This is a genomic window from Mesorhizobium sp. M1066 (genome assembly GCF_040318635.1).
Classification (GTDB): Bacteria; Pseudomonadota; Alphaproteobacteria; order Rhizobiales; family Rhizobiaceae; genus Mesorhizobium.
On the sequence record NZ_JAMYMR010000005.1, the window covers coordinates 282,537 to 308,600 of the forward strand.

The window sequence follows — 26,064 nt, forward strand, 5'->3', positions numbered from 1 at the left end:
ATTCTGAACCTAGCTCGCCTGCCCGGCCGTTTTCGGGATCGCGTCTTGACGTGCACTCTCCCTGGCCTTCTTGGCGCGGTCGAGACCTGCCAATGCGGCGAGCGCGGCAGCCTTGTCCTGGTTTTTCGCCGACTGCTGCAGGGCCGAGAGCGCGACCTGGACATCCGACCATTCCACGGCGTCCGTGCTGAGGCCGAAAACCTTCGAGATGCCGAGTTCGACGAGTTCCTCGTCTTCGCCATGCAGCGTTTCGTGAAGTTTTTCGCCCGGCCTGATGCCGGTGAACCGGATCGCGATGTCCTTGTATGGGCTCTTTCCGGACAAGCGGATCATCGTTTCGGCCACTTCAAGGATCGGCACCGGCTTGCCCATGTCGAGCATATAGACGGCATAATCGTGTCCGCTCTGCCGCGACGCGGCATCGGCCGCCGACATGATGACGAGATCGACGGCTTCGGCCACGGTCATGAAATAGCGCGTCATGCGCCGGTCGGTGATGGTGACGGGCCCTCCGGCCTCGATTTGCGCCTGGAATATGGTCGCCACCGAACCATTGCTGCCGAAGACATTGCCGAACCGCACTGCAATGAACTTGGTGGCCGGGTCACGCCCGCCCGTCTCGCCATGCAAGGCGCTGATGATCTGTTCGGCGGCCCGCTTCGTCATGCCGAGCACTGATGAGGGATCCACCGCCTTGTCGCTCGATATCAGGACAAATTGCGCAACCCCGCACTTGGCGGCAACCTCGGCGCAGACGAGCGTTCCGAAAATGTTGGTTTGAATGGCTGAATCCCAGTTCTCCTCGAGCAGCGGAACATGTTTGAGCGCCGCGGCGTGAAAGATGATGTCCGGCCGGAATTCCGTGACGACACGCGTTATCTGGCGTCGGTCCGAGACATCGACGATGCGGACCTTGAGCCGGTCATGGTCCTTCTCGTCAACATACTGGCTCAACTGGAAAATGCCGAACTCGGAGTTGTCGGCGACCAGCACCGCCTCGGCTCCCAGTTCCAGCGACCGCTTGACCAGCGTCTGGCCGATAGAACCGGCGCCGCCGGTCACCAGAACGCGTTTGCCGCTGACAAAGGCGCCGATGCGCTGGATGTCGGACGCGACCGCCGGACGGCGCAGGATCGTTTCCATCTCAACGGTGTCGAGAACCAGCTTTCCGTGCTGTTCCAACTCCGAAAGGCCTGAGAACTGCACCACATTTATGTCGCCGTGCCGGGCAACGCGGACGAGTTCCGAATACTCCTCGATCTCGTGCTCGGCGCCGCTGCCGAAAATCAGCAGGTCCAGACTTTTGGTGCCGGTCGCATAGTCTTCCAGGACATCGATCAGGCGCGGCATGGCCGCCACCACGGGAACACCTTGAATCCGCGTGCCCAACGGTGCGCCGCGCTCGGTCGCCATGATGCCTGCGATGGAATAGTCCGCCGGTTGCGCCGTGCGGGTGAAGCGAATGATCAGGTCGGCCTCGTCGAGCCGGCCGACGAACAGAGCGCGCTTGGCCTGCCTGATGTCGGTCTTGCGGCTCAGAATCCCCCAGCTCGCGCCGTCACGCAGGAAGCGGTAGAACAGCCGGGGTGCCGAGATGATGGTGAAGGAGACAAGGAAGAAGACGATGAACTGACGCTCGTTGAGCCCCGCCACCGGCCGGTAAAAACGCAGCAGCAGCGACGCCATGTAAAGAGTGAACGTCAAAATCGCGCAGCTCTTCAGGATGTTGAAAAAGTCCGGCGTCGAGGCGAAGCGCCAGACGGTGGTGTAGAGGCCACTGTAGCGGAACAGCAAATGGCTGATGACGACGATGCCCGCCCATGTCGCCAGACCCTCCTTGGAGAGCGCGTCGAACGAAAGATTAGACCGCGAAAGCACGAGGCTGAGCGCAACGGCGACCAGGACCATGACCACGTCCTGGACCATGATGAAGGCGCGCCGCATCTGTGGCCTGAGCCCGAACACAGCTTCGAGGTGGGAATTCATTGGACGGCACTAGACTCCAGGCTCAGGGGCATCAACACCAGCGAGGTGCGACACGAAGATACTTCGCGACCGATCACCTTACTCAAGTGCCATCCCCGGCCCCCGCCGTCCTGTATCGCATACTTCGGGGGCGAGGGCATAGCCAGAGGTTTTTTCGGGAAGAGGCGGTCAGTGGAGAACATGGATCTTGCTCGGGCGATTGCCGCAAAGTCAACATTACCAAACACTAAATAAGCCACACAGCATAAGCATGTGTTCAGTTTTGCCGCAGTTGACTCTGCTCCCCACCGCGTTACGACGCAATGCGTTGCCATATGCCCATCGAAATGGCTATTAGAGACGGGCTTGGTGGTTCGCTATGGCCAGCGAAGAATAATGCGCCAGAACAACGGATTGCGATACTCCCAGCTATGATTGCGGCACTAAACGGCGCTTTTGACGACATCTCAAAGGCCATGAGACTACACCGGGTCTGGATTGCGCTTGCCCATGAGGACATCGGCGACCAACACAGACGCACGACGCTCGGCCCGCTTTGGATGCTGGTCAATTATTTCGCTTTCGTCGGCACTTTTGTCTTTGTTTTCGTGACCACAGACGCCAGCAACCCAAGCTATATAGCCTATGTAGCCATCGGCATGCTGGTCTGGTTCTATCTCACCGAAACCATCACCATGAGTGTGTCGCTCTTCCAGCGAGAAGCGAGCTTCATTCAAGGCACAACGCTGCCGTTGTTCGTCTATGTGATGCGATTGACGATGCAATGCATCATCAGAGCTGCTTATTCGTTGGCGGGTTGCGTTCTTGTTCTGCTGCTGGGCGGTTACGGGATCAACACGAATTGGCTGCTATCGCTGCTGGGGCTGCTGCTCATCATCTTGGCAACGCCCGCATTCGTAACGGTTTTTGCGTTCTTGGGCGCTTTCTTTCCCGATAGTGAGTTCATCGTCGGGAATCTGATGCGGGTCGGCATGTTCTTCACGCCGGTCTTCTGGGTCTATAGCGGTCAGGAAGGCGTCCAAAAGTATGCCTACCATTGGAATCCTTTCACCTATTTCCTGGAGGGCGTGCGTGAGCCGATCACGGCCGGCATATTTCCGACGCATGCATTGGCCGTGGCTGGTTACATCAGTCTCGGCCTATGGGCTCTTGCGTTGCTGTTGCTGGGCCGTTATCGCAAACGCATCGTTTTCCTGATCTGAGTTCCATGACATCTATCCAACTGAACAATGTCAGCCTCGTTTATCGTCTGTTCGAAAAACTGACACTTTCGGCGCCTGGCCGGCGTCGCAGCGCTCTTGGCGGCAACATAGCCAAATCGGGCACCAAGCAGGTCGTGCAGGCGCTCGACGATGTCAGCTTCGAACTCAAGGCAGGCGACCGGTTGGGCCTTGTTGGCCCGAATGGCGCCGGCAAGACGACGCTGCTCAAGGTTCTATATGGAATCTATCAGCCGTCGGGTGGCACGATATCGATCGCGGGCAAGGTCGATGCCCTGTTCAACATCAACATAGGGTTTCGCCCCGAGGCCACCGGGCGCAGGAACATCGTGCTGAGAGGATTGATCAGCGGCTGGACGACGACCGAGATCGAAGAGAAGATGGAAGAAATAATCGATTTCAGCGAACTGGGTGACTTCATCGACCTGCCGTTCAAGGCGTACAGCCAGGGCATGGCGGCGCGCCTGGCATTTGCGGCGGCGACCACGCTCGAGCCCGAAATTCTGCTGATGGATGAATGGATTGGCGCCGGCGACGCATCGTTCCAGGAAAAAGCCAAACAACGGATGGACCAACTGGCGGAAAAGGCCGGCATTATAGTATTGGCCAGCCACGACGATGCGCTCATCGAGCGCGTTTGCACGAAGAAAATGACGCTTCGGGCTGGCCGGATCGAGTCCCTGGTTTAAAAGCCGCCTCGCGATCAATTGGCTTGATATCCAAAGTTCTTCGGGTCCATGCCGAAAATGGCAGCCAGTCGGTCTTAAGAAAAATTAGAAGAGGGTGGATTGTCAAAGCTTATCATCCAGATCCCATGCTTGAATGAGGAGGGGACACTCGCCGTCACGCTTGCAGACCTGCCGCGCCGGGTCGAGGGTTTCGACCAGGTAGAGTGGCTCGTGATCGACGATGGCTCCACTGACCGCACAGTGGAGGTTGCCCGGGAAAACGGGGTGGATCACGTGGTCTCGCTGCCCCACAATCAGGGGCTTGCCAAAGCCTTCATGACCGGCATTGAGACGGCGTTGAAGCTCGGCGCCGATGTTATTGTCAACACAGATGCTGACAATCAGTATGATGCCTCCTGCATTCCCGATCTCGTCCGCCCGATATTGGAGAAAAAGGCCCTGATCGTCGTCGGCGCAAGGCCGATCAGCGAGATAGAGCATTTTTCTCCCGTCAAGAAGTTTCTGCAGAAGCTTGGAAGCCTGGCCGTCAAGCTTGCCAGCGGCACGACGGTTCCCGACGCGCCGAGCGGTTTCCGTGCCATCCACCGCGACGCGGCGATACAGCTCAACGTCTTCAACCGCTACACCTATACGCTGGAAACCATCATCCAGGCGGGACGCAGGAACATTCCGATCACCTCCGTGCCAATCCGCGTGAACGGCGATCTTCGGCCCTCGCGGCTGGTCAAGAGCATACCAAGCTATGTCCGGCGCTCCCTGATAACGGTTGTGAGGATCTTTGTCGTCTATAGCCCGCTGCGCTTCTTCTCGGTGTGTGCGGCCATAGTCGCCACACCGGGTTTGATCATGATCGCCCGGTTCCTTTTCCACTACCTGAGGGGCGAAGGCAGCGGCAACATTCAGTCCCTGATTCTCTCCAGCGCCTTGCTTGCCCTTGCTGGCATCCTCGCCATGAGTGGTATCCTTTCCGAACTGATCGCGGTTAACCGGCAAATCCTCGAAGAAATCCGGATCAGGCAATTGCAGCAGGAGCATCGGGAGAACGCATTGATCCGCTCCCTTTCGGCAAATCGCGAAGATTTCAAGGTTCAGGCAGGTAAAATAAGCGGAATAGTGTAGATGAACGAAGCGCCAGCAGCCTACGATAACGTTCCGGGCAATTACTACGACAAATACAATACCCGGAATCCGATCGCACGATATCTCATGGATGGCTTTCTGAGCAGTTTCGATATGTTGACGGCGAAGACAGGCGTCCGCAACGCTTATGAGGTCGGCTGCGGCGAGGGAAATCTGTCCATTCGCCTTCATGATGGGGGATGGAATGTTCGCGGCAGCGACCTGGAATCCGTCAGTGTTTCGGAGGCTAACGAGCAATGCACGAAGCGTGGGCTGGAGCCGATATTTGAAACACGCTCGCTTTTCGACCTGACACCGGAAGTCGCTTCGGCCGAACTGGTGATCTGTTGCGAAGTTCTCGAGCATATTCCCGATACCGAACAAGCACTTGCGATACTCAAATCGCTTGCCAAACCTTACCTTCTTGTCAGCGTGCCACGCGAGCCTGTCTGGCGGGCACTTAACATGGCCAGAGGTAAATACATCCCAAGCCTTGGAAATACCCCAGGGCATATCCAGCACTGGTCATCCGCATCCTTCATCAACCTGCTAGGAAAATCTCTGGAGGTCGTGGAGGTCCGCAAACCGCTTCCTTGGACCATGGCCCTTTGCCGCTGTGACTGAGACAATGCCGACGGCACCATCAACCAAAAGCAGAAAGCTAAATTCAATAATTCGCGCCGGGGGTCTGATTGTCAGCCTTGCCGCGCTTGTCTTCGTCGGATTGGCGATCCATCGCTCCTTCGGCGACCTGCAACGACAACTCATCTCACCATTTTTTCTGATCGCCATACCGGGCTGCGCCATCGCCTATGCCGTCATCCTGCAACTGGTCGGCATCGCGTGGTATCGCTTCCTGGTTGCCGTTGACGGGCCGTCGCTTGGGTTGAGTCGTGCGCTTGGCATTTTTGGGAAGACGCAGATCTACAAATACCTGCCGAGCAACGTGATGCATATGGTTGGCCGGTTTGCCCTCGCCCGCAATGCCGGAGCGTCGAACAAGGCGCTTGCCTTTGCCCAGATAGGGGAATTGTCCATCATCATCCTTGCCGCAGGAACATTGGCCGCCTTGCTGGCATGGCCGGTTTTCCAGGATGCCTATGCGCGCTATGGTCTCGATAACCCTAGATTGCTTGCGGGAATAATCGCCGCCGGGCTTTTTGCGCTTGCCGTCGGGACAGCGCTTTTGTTTCGCTTCAGGATCGCCGGCATCGGGAGAAGAGCGCTAATCGCCTCTGCCGAAGCATTTCTTCTCTATGCACTGTTTTTCATCGGCAATGGCTTGCTGATCGTTGCGCTTTCCAGAACCTTGGACGATGCGGGGCATGTGGCCGAGCTGGTCGGCATAGGAGCGGCTGCCTGGCTCATTGGCTTTGTCGTTCCGGGGGCGCCGGGTGGCCTTGGGGTGCGTGAAGCAGTTCTGATCATGGGGCTTACCGCCGCGGGCCTGCCGCCTCCGGCAGCCACCGCGATTGCTCTCGGCAACCGGCTCGTCTCCGTTCTCGGAGACTGCCTGGTCGCCCTGGTGGAATTGATATCGCAAAAGGGGAAGAGCGCATGAACACGCAAATGGGGGAAGCACCCGTGCAAAACAGCCATTTGCCGGGAGAGACCCCATTTCTGCGACACATCATTTCGATGATGCTTCTTTTCATTCTCGTCTTGGGAATCGTCGGCGTGAATCCTTTTCGGCAAACGCTGGCACCAATGGATCTGCTGCTGGCGTATCCAGGATGGGACAATGCTGGGATCGACACCCCACTTATCAATGCAGAGCGTTCTGACGCGCTGGATCACCGCCTACCAAACTGGAGAGAGTTTAGGCGAGAGTTATGGGAGGGGCATATCCCGCTATGGAACCCCGTCCATCAGCTGGGCGCAACAGGCATCCAGTCGCCGATCTACGAAGGCCTTTCAATACCCTTTCTAATTTATGCGCTGACCCCCAACGAGGCCATGGGTTACACATTTGCGATCCTGGCAAACTATCTCCTGGCTGCTTTCGGCACCTATTTTCTGCTGTTTTTCATGTTCAGAAATCGTTTGGCTGCGGTTTTCGGCGCCATGGTATTCGCATTTTGCGGTTTTAACATCGCCTGGGCACATTGGCCGCACCTGACAACGAGCGCTCTTGTTCCATGGGTCCTCGCCACTCAGCTTCGATATTGGCAGACAGGCCGTTTGAGTTGGGCTCTGGGGTTCACTTTCAGCGTAGCCTTGATGGGTCTGGGCGGCTTTCCATTTGTCGCCCTGCTTGGAGTCATCTCGGCCCTGATCCTGGCGATCGTGGTCCTCGCTGTCGAAATCAGGAGCACCGGCGTCAATCAGCTTATGATCAGGCGATCTATCGGGCTGGGATGCGCAGGTATTGCGGGCGCCTTCTTATCCCTCCCCGGCCTTTTGCAACTCAAAGACATTCTCGATTCAACTGACTTATCGATTCGAACGGGTGGCACTATATTCACGCCTTATGATATCGTTAACATGTTTGGCTCTGACTTTGTGAACCACCTGGGCGTTGAGCGTACCTTTTCGGCTGGAGTGCCCGCCGCTTTCCTCACCCTTATTGCCCTATATTTTATCTTCAGGTCACCCGATCGGTTTGCCGTCTTTGGGCTACTTGTGGCCATATTCACGCTGGCAACTGCTTTCGGCATGGCTCCCGCCGAACTTGTGAGCGCAATTCCGGGATTTTCCGTCAACACCTGGAGTAGAGCGTCAATTTTGATTGGCCTATCAGTTGCTGTTCTGTCATCTTATACTATGAGCCATATATACAATACCTCTTTAACTTATAAAGTTTCTTATAAATTTCATATTGCACTAATAATTTTGGCAATACAAGCTATTAATCTTTCTTATTCTTTCACGCAATTAAATGCTCGACCTGATATCGATACTTTCTTTCCGGAAACGCCGTCTCTGAGTTATACGTTGTCAAAAATTCTGCCGGGACAGAGTGTTATAGCAGACGGTAGCTTTGTTACCTCAGGCGTTTTGTCGAATTATCGATTGCCAGAATTGTTTGCTCACGGTTTTCGTACCGATGCCCAAAAAAAGATAGCTTCAGACATAGTATCTTCCTATCAGACGACATATACGGCCTCCATAATTCAATGCTCCGACATCAACTTCTCCAGCCGGGGGATTACCTATGCTGCTGTCCGTTTCTTCCTTGTCAAAGGGGGGTGCACTGAATTGGCTTATGAGGCCACTGGAGTTGACCCGAAACCTAGCCCCCCCCTTAAATTTGGTTCCCTCAAAAGTGACTTGTTAATCGATAGGCCCATGAGCGTTGCAAGCGTGCAGGTATTATTTGGAACCTACGATCAGGACTACGCCCCGTCGGCTCTGACTTTTGATCTTTTCCATGGCGAGACCCCCTTGGCTCATGCTGAATTACCGCCGGAGGCGATACGCAATAACCAATTCGCCACCTTTGTTTTCAATCAAGACATTCCTCTCGTGGCCGGAACGTATCGGTACGTCATCTCAATGACCAAACCCGATAGTCAAGGGTTGGTCAGCGCATGGACCTTCGAGACCGCCGCGGGGGCAACCTATCAAATTGGGCCGACCACATTTCCCGGCATCCCAAGAATCAAGATTATTGAGAAAACTCGTCTTCCGCAGAATTTCTCGATCGCGCCGGTAGAGCCGGGCATTAGCGTTATTGAAAATCACGAGGTTTCAGGTTCGGGCTACTATGTGAATGGATTGGGCGGACAACCGGAAGCAGATTTTGGCCCTGTGCGCCTTACGACTTATCGACCGGATGACGTAACAGTAGAATATTCGGGAGCAACCCATGGATGGGTCGTTTTTCCCATTCGTTCCAATAAGTATTGGCGTGCCACACTAAATGGAACCCCCGTAAGATTAGGCAAATTTTTAGATTTTTTTCCCGCAGTTGAGGTGAGCGGGCAAAGCGAAATTCGTTTTTATTATGACACGGGTCACCTGCTGAAGACGCTGAAACTTTGCATCGCCGGCTTTGCGGTCTCAGTTATTCTCCTAATCATGGTGAATGGCAGAGCTTCCCGGTTACTGACAGGCACCTGAACGGCCCATCCCCTACCTGCGCCTCCCATCATCGGTGTTCGCCAGCGACAGCCACACACTTTTGAAGAGGCATGCGAGGGAGCCAGCGTGACGGAGGCTTTGCCGGCTGCTAAGGTCCGCCCCAGCATCGACTTTAGAGGAAATGATGGACATTCTAGACGCATATGTCGCGACTTCGCCAAGCGCCCAAAATGCAGTTGATATTTTCAAAGGCGAATGGTCATCCAAATTTCCAGCGACGGCCGACGCGACGACAGATCCCGGGAGTGCCGCCCTATTTGAGGATGCACGCATCGACTGGCTTTCGAAAACCATGGGGGGATTTTCCGGCAAGCGCATCCTGGAGCTCGGGCCGCTGGAGGCCGGACACACTTACATGATGCATCAAGCAGGCGCGGAATCGATACTCGCCGTCGAGGCCAATTCGCGATCCTACCTGAAATGCCTCTGCGTCAAGGAAATCTTCGACCTCAACCGTGCCCGGTTTCTCTATGGCGATGCGATGACGTATCTGTCGGAAACCAGCGAACGCTTCGACGTATGCGTGGCATCAGGCATACTCTACCATATGGTCCACCCCATCGAGTTTCTCCGTAACATTGCGCGGGTGTCCGATACACTCTTCCTCTGGACGCACTATTACGACGACTCGCTGCGCACCCGCCCAAATCTGGCCAAGCAGTTCGAGAAGCCGTACGAGATCGAGGTCAACGGCAAGTCCTATACGGTATCCCGACGCAACTATCAGGAAGCGCTCAAATGGGCCGGCTTCTGCGGCGGCGGAAAGCCTTGGGCATTCTGGCTTACCCGGGATTCCCTGATGCGGGCGATCGCCGATTTCGGCTTCACCGTGAAGGCAATCGAATTTGACCACCCAGACCACCCGAACGGCCCGGCATTGGCCCTTGTGGCGCACAAAGCGTGAACTTCAAGGCTGAAGTTCAGGCACATTTTTTCGCAGGGCCATTGCTTCGTGTCGACGAGCTCAGCATCTTGCTGCCCAAAAATGCCAAGCGATCTAAGCAACCTTGAAGCCATTGCGGTCGCCATAAAGCTTTAAAGCCGCCTAAGCGTCACATAGAATTCCAACGTGTTTGGCTGCGTTGGGTAGAATGATGCAACCTCGAAAGAGCCTTTTATTATATTTCCTATTGAATTCATGCACCCAATAAACTCGGAATCAGCAAATACCCAGCAATGGGTATCAACGTACCCTTCCCTGCTTTTCAGATCCTTCAGAACGTCTACAATACCGTTTCGGTCCATTACATATTCAGCATTTTCAGCAGTAATATTTCCGCTCCAACAATCCACCGGGTTAGCTTTGCTAATATTCCAAAAATGATCGCAAATCTGCTGGAAACTCGGCTTCGTCCGCCTCTCAAGGTAAGCCGCCACGAGATCCGAAATCATGCTGCTTTTTCGTTTCAGGTCGAAGCAGTAGCGTTTATCCGGAAACGCTACGGCCATCCGGCCGCCGGGCTTGAGGACATACAGATTTGCCTCGAGCCATCCCAGCAGATCGGGCACATGCTCCATGACATGCGACGCCACGATGTAATCGATCGACTCCTTTGGGAGAAATTCGGAAATCAGCTTGCCGCCGGTGACGATGTCGATCTCGGGGATCAGGCTGACGTCGACGTTGGGATCGTTGGCATAGTGTTGCATCAGGGAAGCGCGGTCAGCGTGATCCACATAGGAAACGTCGTAATGCGGCTTCCGCAAAAGCGCAGCATGCAAGGGGCCGTATTCGATGCCCTTTCCAGAAAGGTTCAACGCCGAGGTAATATTCTTTGTGCGCGGCTCTAGCACTGGGGGAGACTTACGAAAGAATCTCATCTGATTTTATTTCACCATCACACGCATGACTGGCTGAGAGCACACCCATCGAGAACCGATCGTCGGCGTCGATTAACCCGGATCGAAGCCGGTCCCGGCCATCGCCATTTTTCCGACATCAGCTTAGCGAGAAATCCTCGCGCCCTCTGGTCAAGTTCGGCGAATAGTAGGGATCACGCTCGATGATCTCTTTCCATCGTCTTTGCATATACGCAATTTCTCTGCTGAAACGTTCCATTTTTTCCGGAGCAGCATCAATGCCGCGCGAGACGCTTTCGAGATGGTAAAGCTCGGCATAGGGCGTCCAGACGTTTGAATAGCCGGCTTCCCCGACTTTCAGACAAAGGTCCACATCGTTGAAGGCTACCGTCAGGTCCACCTCGTTGAGACCACCAACTTCTTCAAACACGCTTTTGCGGATCAGGAGACAAGCTGCCGTCACAGCGGAGAGATTCTGCAGAGCCTTCAACCTGTAAAAATATCCAGGATGATCGCGCGGGAAATCCTTATGCGAATGGCAGGCGACGCCGCCCAATCCGACAATCACACCGCCATGCTGAATGGTATCATTGGCATAATAGAGCTTGGCACCGACGCAACCCACATCCGGCTGAACGGCCCAGGAGACCATTTCCGTCAACCAGTCCGGTGAGATCACCTCGATGTCGTTGTTGACGAGGCCGATGATCGACCCCTTCGCTTTTCCCACGGCGAAATTGTTGATCGCGGAATAATTGAACGGCTTGTCGTAACGGAGCACACGAACATTCTTCGCACTCATCAGCTCGCTGAAATAAGCGAGCGTTTCCTCCTCCACCGAGCCATTGTCGACCACCAGGATCTCGTAATTCCCGTAGGTGGTCTTTTCGCGGATGGACTCCACACAGTTGCGAAGGAGCTCAACCTTGTCGCGCGTTGGAACGATGAGGCTCACAAACGGCTTCGGTTCGGGGACGAAAAAGTGAAGGCGGTAACAGGGTGTGCCGGGACCTTCCTCAGCTTTCGCCGGAATCTTCATGCGTTCGACATGTTCTTCCAGCGCACGCAACCCAGCCGTATAGGCGTAGCTCTTTTGCGAGCCATCGAGCGCCGTCGAGCCTTCCACCGCACGCCAGTGGTAGAGCACCTTCGGAATGTGCCGAATTCTCGCAGGGGCTACGCGCTCGAAGACGCGCAGATTGAGGTCATAGTCCTGGCTGCCCTCGAAACCGGGGCGCCAGCCGCCGACGGCGCGGATATTTTCCGCCCGGTGCACGGTGAGATGGTTCAGATAGTTCTGTGAGCGGAAAAGCTCCCGCGAGAAATCCGGCTTGAAACAGGGGTCATAGCGCCTGCCTTCCGCATCGATCTTGTCTTCGTCGCTGTAGATCAGTTCTGCATCAGGGTGACGATCGACTTCCAGCACGATTTCGGCCAGCGCATGCGGACGGAGAAGATCGTCGTGGTCGAGCAATGCGACCCACTCGCCGGTGACCAGTTCCAGGGCAGAATTGGATGCATGCGAGATATGGCCGTTCTTATCGCGAAAGACGATTTTGATGCGCGGGTCGCGTTTCGCATATTCGTTCAAAACGCGCCGCACGTGCGGTTTCGTCGAGCAATCGTCCGCGATGCAGAGTTCCCAGTTACCGCAGATCTGGGCGCGGACGCTCTCGATTGCTTCCCGCAGGAGCCTCTCTGGCGTGTTGTAGACCGGCATCAGCACCGAAATGAGCGGCATGTTCTCCAACCGGGCCAGCCGCCGCCGCAAATCCGCAATGTCTTGTTCCGTAGGCGTATCGTTGAGCGCAATCCACCCTTCATAAGTAATGCTGCCCAGAGCGCCTCGTGCCTCCGCCGACCGGAGCCTGGCTGCAAATCCCCGCAGGCCGCTTTGCCTCAGGAGTTTTACCCCACGCGCGGCAGACTGCACGAGAGAACCAGGGCTTTTCACGTGGCGAGCAACGATTCTTCCGATGAGAGACACATAATATTCAATCCGGCCGAGCCGACGCAACCGCACACGGCCAATAGCAATCTTGACAGAGGCCTCACTCGGATCAACACGCAGTTTTTGGGCGCCGGCATGAAGCGAAAACACGGCCACGGCCGGTCCCTTGCCAGTCGAACGAAAATGCAGATCGATCCGTTCGATTTCGTTGTAGCCCCTGCCACTGTCGACATAAAGGTACGCGTCGGTCAACGCATCCGAGCCCGCCGGAACACGTGCGCTGATTTGGTAGTGCCCAGGAACCAGGGGGCCGAAGCCCGGCCACAGGAGCTCGAACTGCGGATCCTCACCCGCTATTGTCCACTCCGTGGCACCCTTGCCCAATGGCAGACCTTCCAAATGGTGAACTGGATGCAACACGACGGTCCGTCCGGCATAGAAAATTGCCTTATTCGGAAGTGACAGAAGTCTCCGCAGGATCGATCGATAACGCCAAGTTCGGCTGCTGTGAATCAACTCGATTTCGTGATTCAACACGGCCATCTGCCGGTCGCGCTCCTGCAACGTATGCTCGCGCTCCTGCAACTCACGCCGAAGCGCCGCGATGTCGTGGTCTCTTGCTACATGGGCCGACTCCAGCGCTTGCGTCGCCGCGCGGAGATGCTCGCGGTCCAGCATCAGCGCAGCGATCTCACCGGAATAAGCCTCGATGCGTGCCTCCTGGCTTACCACCAACGCCCTGTTGGTTTCGATTTCCGCTTCCATGGTCGTCGTTCTCAGCGACCATGGGTTTCCGGTTTGGTCAGTCGCCTTGCTCCTCGTCTCGTCGAGAGCAACCATGCCCTCGTCGGCGAGCGCGACCTGCCCGTGTACGCTGCGCGCGCCCAGGACGTTTTCCGGAATTGGCAGCTTCGTTACAATGCAAAGCGAGTTCAAGAACTCGACGGAATGAACCGATGCGAGAGAAGCTTCATCGAATGCGACCTGGTGCCTGTCGGCGAAAGTCGCCAAGGCATCGACCCGACGGCGATCCAGCCCCCAATGCTCATGGTTGACCACATCAAGCAGACGCTTGAAAAACGACATCGAGGAAAGCGGATCGTACAGACCGCCCTCGAACTCCTGCCAATAACTGCAATGCAGATCTTCAGCGATGTACATGCCCCCTTCGGAAAGGTGGGGGAAATATCGCGCGAACGAGCGTATTATATCCGAAGACAGGTGCGATCCGTCATCAATGATAATATCGAATTTTTTCGACCGCGAAACGATATCGCGCTCGACTTCATCAGTGTTGGCATCACCTATGGATATCTCGATCCTCTTGTCGTCGAAAACAAGATTGCCGCAATCTGAATTTATATCGCAGCCGAGAATGAGTTCCGCATTCGGGAAATATTTTTGCCATATCTCCAGCGAACCGCCGTTCTGAACTCCGATTTCCAGAATTCGAACCGGCCTGTCTCGATACTCTGAAAAAATATGGTCATATGTGCCGAGATAGATCGACCATTTATCCGACACTTTGCCGCGATGCGCGTCGTACAGGTCACGAAGTGAAACGTCCTGCTTTGCAGGCCGTGCCGTTTTCGCTTTGGCGCGTGCCTTGCCAGCAGGCATCCCATCGCGCACGGTCTCGGGTGACGAGTGCTTGTTCATGCCGTCAATGCCTGTTTCGTCTCCCCGATAAGAAGCCGGTGCACCACCGCCTCCGTCGATTGCCGCCAGTCCGGTGCCCTCCACCCGAACGCCGCCGCGAATTTCGCGCTCGACAGCCGGGAATTGGCGGGGCGGCGCGCCTTGGTTGGGTAGGCCATCGTTGCAATGTCCCGTACCCGCGCCCAAGGACCACCCAACACGCGGCTTGTGTCCAGGATATGACGGGCAAAGCCGCTCCAGTTGGCCTCGCCGGTTCCGGCCAGATGATAGATGCCGGATGTGGCGGCGCCCTCCTGCAGCTGTGCCGCCGCATGCAGGATTGCGTCGGCGATATCAAGTGCCGATGTCGGATTTCCCCACTGATCGGCCACCACCGCGATCTCGTCGCGGTCGGCGGCCAGCCGCAGCATGGTCTTGACGAAATTCCGGCCGAACGGGCTGTAGACCCATGCCGTGCGCAGGATCAGATGGCGCGGATTGGCTGATGCCACCGCCTGCTCGCCGGCAAGCTTGGAGGCGCCATAGACGCTGGCCGGTGCGGTCGCGTCCGTCTCGACATAGGCACTGTCCTTCGAGCCGTCGAAGACATAGTCGGTCGAAAGATGGATGACGGGAACGCCAAGCCGCCTTGCCGCTTCCGCCACCTTGCCGGCGCCGACGGCGTTCACCGCGAACGCCAGATCGGGCTCGTCCTCGGCCTGATCCACGGCCGTGTAGGCGGCGGCCGACACGACGATGTCGGGCTTCGCGGCCGCGATCGCTTCGATCACGGTGTCGGGTCTTGCGAGGTCGAGTTGCGGACGGCCAATGGCGATGACCTCAACGCTGGCGGCCGCCTGGCCGGCCTCCAGGAGGCTTGCCGCGACCTGCCCGTCGCGTCCTGTGACAACCAGCCTCACGCCGCCCCCTTGCGTGCTTCGCCCAGCCGTTCACCGGCATAGCGCTGCTCGCGGATCGGTCCCCACCACCATTTGTTGTCGAGAAACCAGTCGACGGTCTTGGCGAGGCCGCTGTCGAAATTCTCATTGGGCGCCCAGCCCAGGTCCCGGCCTATCTTCGAGGCGTCGATGGCATAGCGGCGATCGTGACCGGGGCGGTCGGTGACAAAGGAAATCAGGTCGCGATAGCTCTTGCCTCCTGCCCGCGGCCGCCTGCCGTCGAGCAGATCGCAGATCGTCTCGACGACGCCAAGGTTCGTCCGCTCGGAATTGCCACCGACATTGTAGCTTTCGCCCGGCAGTCCCCTGGTCGCGACAAGTTCCAGCGCGCGCGCGTGATCCTCGACGAACAGCCAGTCGCGCACATTGGCGCCGGCGCCATAGACCGGCAGCGGCTTTTCATCGAGCGCATTGAGGATGACCAGCGGGATCAGTTTTTCGGGAAAGTGATAGGGTCCGTAATTGTTCGAGCAATTGGAAAGCACGACCGGCAGGCCATAGGTTTCGTGCCAGGCCCGCACCAGATGGTCCGAGGCCGCTTTCGAGGCGGAATAGGGCGAGGATGGGGCGTAGGGCGTTTCCTCGACGAACATGCCGCCATCGAAGGGAAGATCGCCGAACACCTCGTCAGTCGAGACATGATGGAAGCGGAAATGGCTCCTCCTGTCTTCGGGCAGGCCGCGCCAGTATTCCAGCGCGGCATTGAGCATCTTGTAGGTGCCGACGATGTTGGTTTCGATGAAGGTGCCCGGCCCATCGATCGAGCGGTCGACATGGCTCTCGGCGGCGAGGTTCATGACGATGTCGATATCGTCGCGCCGGAGGATGTCGAGCACCGCCTTTTCGTCACAGATATCGGCCTGCGCGAAGCGATAATTGTGTGCGTTCTCGATCGGCCGCAGCGAGGCCAGGTTTCCCGCATAGGTAAGCTTGTCGAGATTGGTCACCCGATAGGCCGGGTTGGCGCACAGATGCCGGCACACCGCCGAACCGATAAAGCCCGCACCGCCCGTCACCAGAAAATTCATGCCGCTGTCCTCACGTAACCCATCAGGCGAACACCTCGGCGGCGGCCAGCAGCGGCGCCTTGAGATCCTTGTCCGAGAGCTGGAACCCGCCGGTCAATGACGGCCATTCGATGCCGATGGCGGGATCGTCGAAACGGACCGACCGGTCATGCGCCTGCGAATAGGTGTCGGTCACCTTATACAGAACCTCGGTGTCGGGCACGAGCGTCACGAAGCCGTGCGCGAAGCCTTTCGGCACCAGAATCTGGTTGCCCTTCTCGGCCGATACTTCGAGAGCGACCCATTTTCCGAATGTTTTCGAACCGCGGCGAATGTCGACCGCGACATCGAGAATGCTGCCCCGGATGACGCGCAGCAGCTTGTCCTGCGCGCGCGGCGCAAGCTGATAATGAAGCCCTCGCAAGACGCCCGCCGCGGCGGAATAGGAATGATTGTCCTGCACGAAAGCCAGGTCTATGCCGGCCTGCGAAAAGCGCTCGGCATTGTAGGTTTCCACGAAGAACCCGCGCGCGTCGCCATGTCGCTTCGGAACGATTTCCAGCACGCCATCGATGCCAAGGGGCTTGACCTCCAACACCTAGCCCTCCGACAGGTCGACGACACGCCGGCGCAGATAGGCGGCATATTCATTCTTGCCCAGGCGGTCGGCGCGACGCAGAACCTGGTCCACAGTCAGCCAACCCTGTTCAAAGGCGATCTCTTCGGGACAGGCGACCTTGATGCCCTGGCGGTGCTCGATGGTGCGCACGAATGACGAGGCCTCATGCAGGCTGTCATGCGTGCCGGTGTCGAGCCAGGCAAAGCCGCGCCCCAACCGATGCACATGCAACTGGCCGCGCTCGAGGTAGACGTTGTTGACCGCCGTGATCTCGAGCTCGCCGCGCGCCGAGGGACGGATGGCAGGGGCGATGTCGACAACGTCGTTGTCATAGAAGTAGAGACCGGTGACCGCCCAGTTGGATTTCGGCGCCTGCGGCTTTTCCTCGATCGTCAGCGCCGTTCCTGTGGTCTTGTCGAAGGAAACCACGCCATAACGCTGGGGATCCTCGACATGATAGGCGAACACCGAAGCGCCCTTTTCGCGCGAGGCAGCATCGCGGCAAAGCTGCGACAGCCCATCGCCGAAATAGATGTTGTCGCCGAGGATCATCGACACGTTGTCCTTGCCGATGAAATTGCGGCCGATGATGAAGGCCTCCGCCAGCCCGTTGGGCTGCGGTTGCTCGGCATAGGACAGGTCGAGGCCGAACTCCGATCCATCGCCAAGCAGATCGCGAAAAATCGGCAGGTCACGGGGCGTCGAAATGATCAGAATTTCCCGGATACCCGCGAGCATCAGAACGCTCAGCGGATAATAGATCATCGGCTTGTCGTATATCGGCAGAATTTGCTTAGAGACTGCTAATGTTAGTGGATAAAGACGCGTTCCACTGCCTCCAGCAAGGATAATTCCTTTCAAGAAGCTCTCCTTGACATGCCTGAACCCCCCGGCCCCAGCCGCCCGTGCTTAGGTTCCATGCAATGGCTTGTCAATCTCGGCGTTCGGCAAACGACCGGGCCACGGTCCAGCGCCAATCCATGGCCACTTCCAGGCGACGCATTGCTATCGTCTTGCCAAGGCCGGCCTGACGGGAACAAGCAGATTGTCATCATGGGCCTCGGTCGACTCGCCTCTCTGGCTTAACCGCACAGCAAGTCCCTTGTGAAAGATGATGCCATTCATATAGGCGAAAGTCATCGCAAGCGCCGCCGTTCGCATGGGATAATCGACCAGGGAATGAACGAGCAGAAACGATACTGAGAGAAATGCCATTTTCTGCAGCGGATCTCGCCGTGCCGCAAGGGAAAACGCAAAAAGCAATACCGAGTAGGCCGCGACCAGAAAGACAACAGGCGCGCCACCTTCAAGTGCCAATTCCAGATAATCATTGTGGGCGTGATTGACGTAGGGCTTGAAGATCATCTCTCCCTTTTCGTAAATCTGGTAGACTTTCGGAAAACTCCCAAAGCCGACGCCCGTCGCCCAGTTCTCTGCAATTCCCGCGATCGTCGTGCGGGCAAATTCGGCCCGTCCAAAGGCCGGGTCAACCACTTCCGCATCGATCTTCGTCCACGCCCCGATGGTGTAGAGCGAAAGCCCGATGAAGACAGCGGGTATTCCATACCCGCCCAGCCTCGAGCGCGCGGACAGAAAGACGACTGATACTATGGTGATCGCCAGTCCTATCAGAATACCGGCGCGCGAACCGGCGGCCAGAAGCAGCAGCAGCAGCGTTATCAAGCCGAGCGACCCGGACAGAAGGTGCCCGCGAAACAGGCCGTAGTAGACGACGAAGGGGATGGAGACGAAGAGCAAAGCTGAAAAATGGTTCTGGTTGGCAAATAGTCCGGCATTGATCGTGAACGGCAGCAAACCCTGTATGGCAACCGTATCGGAGAGCGAATACTGGATCGCCGCAGCCAGTCCGTTACAGATGACACCCATGAAAAAGAAGGGCAGAAGGCCGTAGACCTGATCTGGGCGCAGGCGAGTGACGCTCAGAAAGAATGCAGCCATCGCCACGAAATACAACAGACACTCGATCGTACGTCCCACGCCGACACTGACGAAACGCAGCCCGGTTTCACCGCTCAGCCACGGATTTGCAAGTAGAACCTCAGGCCGCAATCCGCTCAACAGGGCGGCTGGCAGCGGCACGATTTGAAAACAGAACACGGCAAGGCCCAGAGCAAGCAACCACAGGGCCGAGCGAGGGATGCCGTGCTCCGACGGCCTTGAAAAGACGGCCGCGGCCGCTACAATCGCCGCCACCTCGATCAGCGCTTCGGTGTAGAGACCGCTCGCGGTGCCGCCGCCAATAAGCACTGACAGGAAAAGAACCGACCCAAGCAGATATTTTTCCCATTCCGTGGACCGGGTTGACCGCTCTCTCAAGATGAAACTCTTTCGATGCTCAATTTGTGCATGACCAGCGTGCCAACGTACCGAAATCGCCAGCTCTCAGCGATGGCAGTTGTTTCGAGCCGCAACAATTGCATGGGACACGCGCCTGGTCCGATCGCGAAATCCAGGCTCAACTGCCGCCGATTGAATGTGCCTTCCGGAATGTTGAACCGCGCTATTTCGCCCGCCGGATCCGCGCATCTGATGGACCAGAACAACTGTTTGGGCAGCTTCAGGTTTCTCGCGGAGGCGATCAGGGAAATCCTGTAGGAGCCGGGAGGCAATCCAACGTATTGCTGGAGCGCGGCGTTCTTTACCGGCGTATTCAGGAATCGGACAGTCGCTCCGCTATCGCTTTCGCCGACATCGCGCGCCCCGGCAAAGGTAATTTCCAGACCGGAGCGGTCGCGAACCTGCCAGTCGAATGGCTTGTCGCTGAGGATATGCTCAAAGCCGCCGTTGAAAATGTATCCGGCCAGTGTCCGCTCCTGATCGGACAGACTGAACAGGAACAGCCGATAGGCCGCCTCGTATTCCTTCTGCCGGATGTACCCGTTGATTACGGCAGACAATTCCTTCGACGTCGGTCGTGAGCTCGATCCGGCAAGGTCAAGCAACAGTTGATTTGCGACGCGCAGGCCCCGCGGATCCTTACCAAGGGCGGAGAAAAGATTGGATCTCCACGGCGCCTCGATCCTTAAGGCTGCCAGGACAGCCTGATATCCGTCCGGGTTTGAAAGAATAGCCGGCAAGCCTGCCGCAATGACTGGAAATCTGTCGGGCCACCGGCGCAGCAACGTGTCGATCTCGGCAACGGCCTTTGACAGATCGCCCACCTCGATCGAGCGATCGATCGATCTCTGAAGCGAATGGATTTCGGTCTTGGACAGCTTTCGAGCCTGGTCGAAGAGTTCAAAAGCCGCGTCTTTCTCGCCTTGTCGATACTCAATCTCGCCTATCAGGCTGTAGAGCCGGGCATCCCCGACATTGAAACGAAGCGCGCGCTTCGCCTTTGTTGCCAAGACGTCGAGATCAACACCGTCGCCTGTTTCGCTCAACCGACCGGCAATTTCGCCTATCAAGGCATCTGTGTTCAACGGATCAAGCGCAAGCGAGACGGCCGGCGTTTCCGACTCAAGAAGCCGACTTAGCCCTATCGACGAAACCGCCAACACCAGAACGGAGGCGACGAACCAAACGCCTGAACGCCGGAGATTTCGCGTGAGCGGGCTGGCCTGCTCCGTCATCGACTTTGCCCTCAATTTTCGGGGTACTCGCGCCATAGTCGTAGTACTGATAGTTCATGTATTTATAGGCGTAATTGTAATCGAACTTGTTGACCGTAAATTTCGACATCGCCGCTCCGATCACGTTCGCACCGGCTGAGCGCAGACGCTTGAGCGCCGTTTTGGCTGACTTGCGTGTGACCTGATTGGTCGAAACGACCATCAATGTGCCTTCGGCAAGCCGGCTGAGGATTGGTGCGTCGGAAAGACCGACGACCGGCGGGGCGTCGATGATGACCAGATCGAAGCGTTTGCCTAGATTGGTCAAGATCAACGCCATCTTCGGCGACGAGAGCAGGTCGGCCGGATTCGGTGGAATCGTTCCGGACGTCAGCACGGTGACATTGGGGTATTTCGTCGGTCTGAAAATGCTCGGCAGATCGTCCTTGCGAACGGTATTTGTCAGCAGGTTGCTCAACCCGATCGCATTGTCGAGGCCGAACAGCCGGTGCAGGTTGGGTTTGCGGAGATCGCCGTCGACAAGCAGAACCCTTGCGCCGAGTGCCGCGAAATCCTGGCCAAGCTTGAACGACGTGGTCGACTTGCCTTCCGACGGTTCCGAACTGGTCACCAGAAGCGATCGCGGCGCGCCCTCCGCACCGGAGAACTGCAGCGATGTTCGCAGCGAACGATAGGCCTCGGAGAGCCCGGATTTTTGATCGGCGATGCTGGCTATGAGTTCGCGGTCACCGACAAGCGGCAGAATGCCGAGCATCGCCAGCCCCAGCTCTTTCTCGATCTGCTCCGGGTTGGTGAAAGTGTTGTTCAGCAACTCGATGATATAGATGATCGATGCAGCCAGGGCCATGAAAAGCGCGAGAGCGACTGCAAGATTGATGCTCAGACGTGGAGAATAGGGGGCTGTGGGCAGCGAAGCGAAATCGACTATCGCAGCGCTTTGCGTCTTGAGCTCCGAGCTAACGCCGACTTCATTCAGCTTGGCGATAAGGCTGTCATACTGCGACCGGTTGGAGTCGACTTCGCGTTTCAGGATCGTGTATTTGATATTCTTGTCGTTGAAGACGACCTGCTGCCTCTCCATCTCCGCGAGCTTGGACTTGAGGTCGGTTTCCTTGTTCTGCGCTTCCTGATATTTCAGCCGCAATGAATCGGTTATCGCCAGCACGCCGTTGTTGTAGAGTCGCTGCAGTTCCTTGATCTGCGATTGCAATTGCTGCATTTCCGGAAAACCGGGCTTCAGGATGCCCAATTTCTGCTGATACTGGCTGGTCAGATCCGCCAGCTTATCGCTAAGCTTCTGCAAACCTTCGCTTTCCAAAACCGGACCGAGGCTCGACCCGCGGCCCTTTTCTATCTGATCGACCACCCGCCCCGCATCAAGACGCTCCTGGATTGCCGTGGCCAGGGCGGTGTTCAGGGCTTCGATGTTGGAGCCGATCAGCGATTTGTCATCGCCGGTAACCGTGATGCCGGCATCTTTTGCATAGGTGACCAGTTCCTCTTCGGAGGTCTGCAGCTTTTGCTTCACTTGCAAAACCTGTTCCTGGATGAACTGCCGTGCCAGATCAGAGGTCTCGCTGGTCTGATCGAGACGTTGATCGATAAAACTCTGCGCAACCTGATTGGCAACGTCGCTTGCATATTTCGGCTTTTGATCGACGAAGGTGATCGATAGCAGGCTTGTATTGGTGACCAGATTGACCGTCAGATCTTCCTGGATGCGCTTGATGGCAATTGCCTCGCACTCTTCGGGCGTTTTCTCCTCAATGGAGGGTGACTTGGACATCCCGAACGCACGGTAGACAATATTGCTCGGGGAAAAGCTCGGCGTCGGAAACAGAAAATCCGGTTTTTCGCTAAGCCCAAGCTGGAACACCACGCGCTGAGCCAATGCCCGGCTCTTCAGCTTCTCCCGAGCGGTCAGGAAGGCCCGGACGTCGCTGTTTTCGGAAACAACCTCAATGTCCTGAAACACTTTCGCCGAAGGCACCAGAACTTCGAGCTGCGTCGTCGCCAGATATTTTGGTGTCTGCATCATCGTCACGATGACGCCGGCAACGAGCCCGGCCGCCGCCATCATGACGATCAGCCAGCGATACTGGACGATGTATAAAAGCAGCTTGAGCGGGTTGAACCCCTCATCCTGGCCCGCATAGTCGCGACCATAGGGACCGTAGTTTTGCGGCACGTCGTAATAGGAGTCCGCGGACAGGGCCTGGCCATGTCCGGGTCCGGCAAGTTGGGGCTGCCTGTTGCGATCGAGCATACGCGAGGTGATCCTGGGGTTGTCCGTGTCTACGGAATGACCGCAATGCGGGCAGCGCTGGAGGCTAGGCCCAGCGCATCCTTCAAATTGTTCATCGCGATTTTCGACTTCGAAGCAAAAACGACGACCACGTCGCCGCCATAGATCCGCGGGTTGCGGTTCTTGCCGGCGCGGATTTCCTCGACATTGTAATTTGCGACCAGCTTGTTTTGGCCGACATTGCGATAGACGAAGACCTTACCGGCATCACCGACCGGATTGAACCCTCCGGCAAGGGCGATCGCGTCGAGCAAGGAAGCGCTGCTGGACACCGGATAAATGCCGGCCTTGTTGACTTCACCATCGACCGTGATGCGCTGGCCAATCGACTCCTTGACGAAAATCGTCACGTCAGGCGACTGCAAGTACTTTTCACCGTAGGCAGTCTCGATTTCCTTCTCGAGCTGACGAACGGTCTTGCCGGCTGCAGTCATGGTTCCAATCAGCGGAAGCGAAATCTGCCCGCCCGCGTCGACCTGAACTGTTCTGTTCAAATTATCGACCTGAAACACACTGACCTCGAGTACATCGTTGGCAGACAGCGGCTGCTCGCTGCCGTTCTGGGTATTCTGCGGCGGCGGGAGATCCTTGACCACCTGCAGCGTACCACCGCCTGAGAGCGCCGATGAAGACGCCATCGGCTGCAGCGCATCGACAGAACTGGTGGAGGACGTCGATGTCGACGAAGTGCTTGCGCAAGCAGATATTGCTAGCGATGCGAGCAAAGCGGGCACGGTGCCTGCATGACTTCTTGCAAGATCGAAAATGCCCATCAAAGAGCCCCGCTCTTGAACAACCGGCCCAATCCGCCAAACCGCCCCGCACTGCTGCCGCCCGATTTCCTCGCGCTTTGCTTTCCGATGGGCACGAGCGGTCGATTTTGCAATATCGCGTCCGGGCGTTTCACTGCCATGTTGTAAGCCTCATCTTCCCCACACCGGTTCGCGATGGCGAGAACCGCCTGCGAAAGCCCTGGCCGCCGCCGGCTGGCGCCGTGCGTGTCGGAGGCGATAATATCCACCCTGCCCTCATCCAGCAGCTTCTCCGAGTAGTAGAGCGCCGTACGTCCAAAGGCCCCCGTCACAGAATCAGCCGTGAGCTGAATAAGGCAGCCTAGCGTATTCAACCTCTCGATGACGTCGTAATTCGCCTTGATCCAGGTCAACCGCTCTGGATGAGTGAGGATCGGCACGAAGCCGGCGCCTATGAGACGCGCGGCGAAGTCTTCGAGCCGCGGAGGCAGAATGTGATGTGGCGGTTCGAACAGGAAATAGCGGGATCCGTTCAGAGTCGGCACCGTACCAAGCCTCAATCGATCGGGAAGATCAGGCGCGAGATGAACATCAGCGCCAACGTATAGGGTAAGCGGTATGGCAGCGCGATGAAGCTCCAGTTCCAACGCCTGAACAGCCTCGGCAATGTTTGGCGTGGCGTTCTCATAAAACCCAGGCATTACATGCGGCGTACATGCCATATGCGTTGTACCGTCGGCGACTGCCAGCCGTGCCATCTCCAGCGACATGGCCAAGTCAGGAGAACCGTCATCAAGACCGGGCAGGATATGTGAATGCAGGTCGATCATTGGCGTTTCTGGTTGAGAGGAGGCAAAGCTTCGCCTCGACAAAAATAGAAACGTGTCACCCGCATGAAGGCGAATGACGCATTTGGCAAATTTACGCAAAACAACGGGGGTCGTATCCCGCCTATTGGCTGACCGCGTCGTCGTCATCCTGCAGGCCGATAATAAGGGCGACGGCACCACCGACGGCGGCGCCGCCCAAGAGAACCGGCAGCATGCCAGGTTCTGAGCTGGCGGGTACGATCGTCGCAGATGGTGTCTCAAGCGAAACGCACATGCCGCCTTCGATAGGGTCGACCTTGACGGTGGCATTGGCTGGAATATCGAGCGCGCAATTGGCTCCGATAGCCAGCGAAGCAGACGCCTGCGCCCCGGTCATGATGCGCGCGCCCGCATACACCGGCGCCTCGGCATCCACCCCTGCATAGCCGCTGGCCTGGGACATCTGGACATCACCCCGGACCTGCGTAAGACGACCTATCGCGTCTTCGGACGCCGGCACGGGCGCAAGACAGGAACAGGTTTGCTGAGCTACAGCCTCGGGCGCGGCGAACAGGACGCCCCCTGCGACGAATGCAACAAAAGCAAAAGCAGCCCCGAACCGATGGCAACTCATCATTTTACCCCACCAAAACCTGTAACTCGCCCTGTTGGTACGAATTACAGCTCGCCCCGCCCCAAGCAATAGAACAATATGGTTAACAAACCCAATAAACCAGCCGGCCCCGCCAACCTATCCAGACCCTTCTCTACAGCGGCCGACGCCGCCATACTTCGTCAGCGGCTGACGCCGTTGTCGTCGTCCTGCGTCGCCGCGAGCACGCCAGACGTCAGAAGCGCCCCGGCGAAAATCGCCTCCGGCGGACCGAACCCAGCGCCGCCGCCGGAGGGCTGAATAGCAGCCGTCTGCTCCGAGCCGACAAGCTTGAGGCAAATGTTGTTGCCAAGGCGGGAAACGTCGAGGCTCGAATTGGCCGAAACCTCCAGATTGCAGCCGCCGACCAGAACGGAGGCCGCGCCCTTGGCGCCAACCACCACACGGCTGCCGAAATCGAGCGCGCTTCCAACCTTGGCAGCGCCATAGCCCGCCGTCTGCGACACCATCACATCACCGATGGCGGAACGGATGGATCCGATCGGGTTTGCCGAACCTTGATAGGGTGTCGCGCAGCTGCACGAAGCATCCTGGGCAAACGATGAAGCTGGACCAAACCCGATTGACACGACAAATACGGCAAGCGCAGTTTTAACCACAAGGTTCATCAGTCTTCGATCCCTTCTTGCTGCACCACTTCAGACGCACCAGTCAAAGGCAGTGCATCAGCGCGTACCAGTTTTTGGCCACAATTCCAACCTGTTTCGCGCGCGCGAGGCGATTAAGCTGATGCGTGTCTGTCCGAGCACAGTACTTTAGCCCAATCGCATTAATAGTTTTCGACTAACTTTCACAGGTTCTTATTATCGGGCAAAAATTTGAGTCTCCTTTCCGCGGTGACTGGCTCGATAAGATTTGACC

Annotated in this window: 21 protein-coding genes; 7 read left to right on the forward strand and 14 right to left on the reverse strand. The window is 57.1% G+C overall.

The annotated features are described in order from the left end of the window. Nucleotides 1–9: 9 nt before the first annotated feature. Complete coding sequence (locus NKH52_RS10840; RefSeq protein ID WP_352730789.1) at nt 10–1,986, reverse strand: SDR family NAD(P)-dependent oxidoreductase; 1,977 nt, start codon at nt 1,984–1,986, stop codon at nt 10–12. A 314-nt stretch (nt 1,987–2,300) separates the two neighbouring features. On the opposite strand from NKH52_RS10840, the gene NKH52_RS10845 reads away from it, so the two are divergent. From NKH52_RS10845 to NKH52_RS10875, 7 genes are all read left to right on the forward strand, one after another. After that, a complete protein-coding gene (locus tag NKH52_RS10845) occupies nt 2,301–3,188 on the forward strand; it encodes an ABC transporter permease (protein ID WP_352730791.1) in 888 nt (295 codons plus the stop codon). Between the two features lie 134 nt (nt 3,189–3,322). Then, on the forward strand, nt 3,323–3,895 hold the full coding sequence (locus NKH52_RS10850; protein WP_352677151.1) for an ABC transporter ATP-binding protein: 573 nt from the start codon (nt 3,323–3,325) through the stop codon (nt 3,893–3,895). 99 nt (nt 3,896–3,994) lie between these two features. Beyond that, the gene (locus NKH52_RS10855; protein WP_352730793.1) at nt 3,995–5,014 is read left to right on the forward strand and encodes a glycosyltransferase family 2 protein; all 1,020 of its coding nucleotides are present in this window, start codon (nt 3,995–3,997) and stop codon (nt 5,012–5,014) included. Then, complete coding sequence (locus NKH52_RS10860) at nt 5,015–5,638, forward strand: class I SAM-dependent methyltransferase (RefSeq protein ID WP_352730795.1); 624 nt, start codon at nt 5,015–5,017, stop codon at nt 5,636–5,638. 4 nt (nt 5,639–5,642) lie between these two features. Further along, the gene (locus tag NKH52_RS10865) at nt 5,643–6,575 is read left to right on the forward strand and encodes a hypothetical protein (RefSeq protein ID WP_352730797.1); all 933 of its coding nucleotides are present in this window, start codon (nt 5,643–5,645) and stop codon (nt 6,573–6,575) included. Beyond that, nucleotides 6,572–9,076: a hypothetical protein gene (locus tag NKH52_RS10870; protein ID WP_352730799.1), complete on the forward strand. Its 2,505-nt coding sequence runs from the start codon at nt 6,572–6,574 to the stop codon at nt 9,074–9,076. The genes NKH52_RS10865 and NKH52_RS10870 overlap by 4 nt, the downstream gene beginning before the upstream one ends. Before the next feature lie 145 nt (nt 9,077–9,221). Next, nucleotides 9,222–10,001, forward strand: a complete 780-nt coding sequence (locus NKH52_RS10875; protein WP_352730800.1) for a class I SAM-dependent methyltransferase — start codon at nt 9,222–9,224, stop codon at nt 9,999–10,001. 131 nt (nt 10,002–10,132) lie between these two features. On the opposite strand, the gene NKH52_RS10880 is transcribed toward NKH52_RS10875, so the two are convergent. The 13 genes from NKH52_RS10880 to NKH52_RS10940 form a co-directional block, all read right to left on the reverse strand. Next, entirely contained in the window at nt 10,133–10,918 is a 786-nt protein-coding gene (locus NKH52_RS10880) for a methyltransferase domain-containing protein (RefSeq protein ID WP_352730802.1), read from the reverse strand. A gap of 118 nt (nt 10,919–11,036) precedes the next feature. Beyond that, nucleotides 11,037–14,507: a glycosyltransferase gene (locus tag NKH52_RS10885; RefSeq protein ID WP_352730804.1), complete on the reverse strand. Its 3,471-nt coding sequence runs from the start codon at nt 14,505–14,507 to the stop codon at nt 11,037–11,039. Beyond that, entirely contained in the window at nt 14,504–15,406 is a 903-nt protein-coding gene (gene rfbD / locus NKH52_RS10890) for a dTDP-4-dehydrorhamnose reductase (protein ID WP_352730806.1), read from the reverse strand. The genes NKH52_RS10885 and rfbD overlap by 4 nt, the downstream gene beginning before the upstream one ends. Beyond that, complete coding sequence (gene rfbB, locus NKH52_RS10895) at nt 15,403–16,473, reverse strand: dTDP-glucose 4,6-dehydratase (protein ID WP_352730808.1); 1,071 nt, start codon at nt 16,471–16,473, stop codon at nt 15,403–15,405. The genes rfbD and rfbB overlap by 4 nt, the downstream gene beginning before the upstream one ends. A 22-nt stretch (nt 16,474–16,495) precedes the next feature. Further along, the gene (gene rfbC / locus NKH52_RS10900) at nt 16,496–17,050 is read right to left on the reverse strand and encodes a dTDP-4-dehydrorhamnose 3,5-epimerase (protein WP_352730810.1); all 555 of its coding nucleotides are present in this window, start codon (nt 17,048–17,050) and stop codon (nt 16,496–16,498) included. Then, nucleotides 17,051–17,932 carry a glucose-1-phosphate thymidylyltransferase RfbA gene (gene rfbA / locus NKH52_RS10905; RefSeq protein ID WP_352730812.1) on the reverse strand — a complete coding sequence of 294 codons (882 nt, stop codon included), beginning with the start codon at nt 17,930–17,932 and terminating at the stop codon, nt 17,051–17,053. It abuts the gene before it with no gap. Nucleotides 17,933–18,076: 144 nt separating this feature from the next. After that, complete coding sequence (locus NKH52_RS10910) at nt 18,077–19,408, reverse strand: O-antigen ligase family protein (protein ID WP_352730814.1); 1,332 nt, start codon at nt 19,406–19,408, stop codon at nt 18,077–18,079. Next, nucleotides 19,405–20,664: a tetratricopeptide repeat protein gene (locus tag NKH52_RS10915; protein WP_352730816.1), complete on the reverse strand. Its 1,260-nt coding sequence runs from the start codon at nt 20,662–20,664 to the stop codon at nt 19,405–19,407. Before NKH52_RS10915 ends, NKH52_RS10910 begins: the two co-directional genes overlap by 4 nt. Beyond that, nucleotides 20,552–22,930 (reverse strand): GumC family protein, encoded by a 2,379-nt coding sequence (locus tag NKH52_RS10920; protein ID WP_352730817.1) that lies wholly within the window; start codon nt 22,928–22,930, stop codon nt 20,552–20,554. The genes NKH52_RS10915 and NKH52_RS10920 overlap by 113 nt, the downstream gene beginning before the upstream one ends. 29 nt (nt 22,931–22,959) lie before the next feature. Continuing rightward, on the reverse strand, nt 22,960–23,742 hold the full coding sequence (locus tag NKH52_RS10925; RefSeq protein WP_031212196.1) for a polysaccharide biosynthesis/export family protein: 783 nt from the start codon (nt 23,740–23,742) through the stop codon (nt 22,960–22,962). Further along, nucleotides 23,742–24,551, reverse strand: a complete 810-nt coding sequence (locus tag NKH52_RS10930) for a tyrosine-protein phosphatase (RefSeq protein ID WP_352730819.1) — start codon at nt 24,549–24,551, stop codon at nt 23,742–23,744. Before NKH52_RS10930 ends, NKH52_RS10925 begins: the two co-directional genes overlap by 1 nt. Before the next feature lie 121 nt (nt 24,552–24,672). Continuing rightward, nucleotides 24,673–24,993: a hypothetical protein gene (locus tag NKH52_RS10935; RefSeq protein WP_352730820.1), complete on the reverse strand. Its 321-nt coding sequence runs from the start codon at nt 24,991–24,993 to the stop codon at nt 24,673–24,675. A 332-nt stretch (nt 24,994–25,325) separates the two neighbouring features. Beyond that, the gene (locus NKH52_RS10940) at nt 25,326–25,652 is read right to left on the reverse strand and encodes a hypothetical protein (protein ID WP_245490444.1); all 327 of its coding nucleotides are present in this window, start codon (nt 25,650–25,652) and stop codon (nt 25,326–25,328) included. Between the last annotated feature and the right edge of the window lie 412 nt (nt 25,653–26,064).

Excerpts from the sequence above, each read along its gene's own strand:
- NKH52_RS10840 (WP_352730789.1), bottom strand. The coding sequence starts at position 1,986 with ATGAATTCCCACCTCGAAGCTGTGTTCGGGCTCAGGCCACAGATGCGG.
- NKH52_RS10880 (WP_352730802.1), bottom strand. The coding sequence starts at position 10,918 with ATGAGATTCTTTCGTAAGTCTCCCCCAGTGCTAGAGCCGCGCACAAAG.
- NKH52_RS10940 (WP_245490444.1), bottom strand. The coding sequence starts at position 25,652 with ATGGTGTCGCAGACGGCGGGCTATGGCGCTGCCAAGGTTGGAAGCGCG.
- NKH52_RS10925 (WP_031212196.1), bottom strand. The coding sequence starts at position 23,742 with ATGGGCATTTTCGATCTTGCAAGAAGTCATGCAGGCACCGTGCCCGCT.
- NKH52_RS10865 (WP_352730797.1), top strand. The coding sequence starts at position 5,643 with ATGCCGACGGCACCATCAACCAAAAGCAGAAAGCTAAATTCAATAATT.
- NKH52_RS10885 (WP_352730804.1), bottom strand. The coding sequence starts at position 14,507 with ATGAACAAGCACTCGTCACCCGAGACCGTGCGCGATGGGATGCCTGCT.
- rfbB (WP_352730808.1), bottom strand. The coding sequence starts at position 16,473 with ATGAATTTTCTGGTGACGGGCGGTGCGGGCTTTATCGGTTCGGCGGTG.
- NKH52_RS10870 (WP_352730799.1), top strand. The coding sequence starts at position 6,572 with ATGAACACGCAAATGGGGGAAGCACCCGTGCAAAACAGCCATTTGCCG.
- NKH52_RS10860 (WP_352730795.1), top strand. The coding sequence starts at position 5,015 with ATGAACGAAGCGCCAGCAGCCTACGATAACGTTCCGGGCAATTACTAC.
- NKH52_RS10845 (WP_352730791.1), top strand. The coding sequence starts at position 2,301 with ATGCCCATCGAAATGGCTATTAGAGACGGGCTTGGTGGTTCGCTATGG.
- NKH52_RS10930 (WP_352730819.1), bottom strand. The coding sequence starts at position 24,551 with ATGATCGACCTGCATTCACATATCCTGCCCGGTCTTGATGACGGTTCT.
- NKH52_RS10915 (WP_352730816.1), bottom strand. The coding sequence starts at position 20,664 with ATGACGGAGCAGGCCAGCCCGCTCACGCGAAATCTCCGGCGTTCAGGC.
- NKH52_RS10875 (WP_352730800.1), top strand. The coding sequence starts at position 9,222 with ATGGACATTCTAGACGCATATGTCGCGACTTCGCCAAGCGCCCAAAAT.
- NKH52_RS10935 (WP_352730820.1), bottom strand. The coding sequence starts at position 24,993 with ATGTCCCAGGCCAGCGGCTATGCAGGGGTGGATGCCGAGGCGCCGGTG.
- NKH52_RS10920 (WP_352730817.1), bottom strand. The coding sequence starts at position 22,930 with ATGCTCGATCGCAACAGGCAGCCCCAACTTGCCGGACCCGGACATGGC.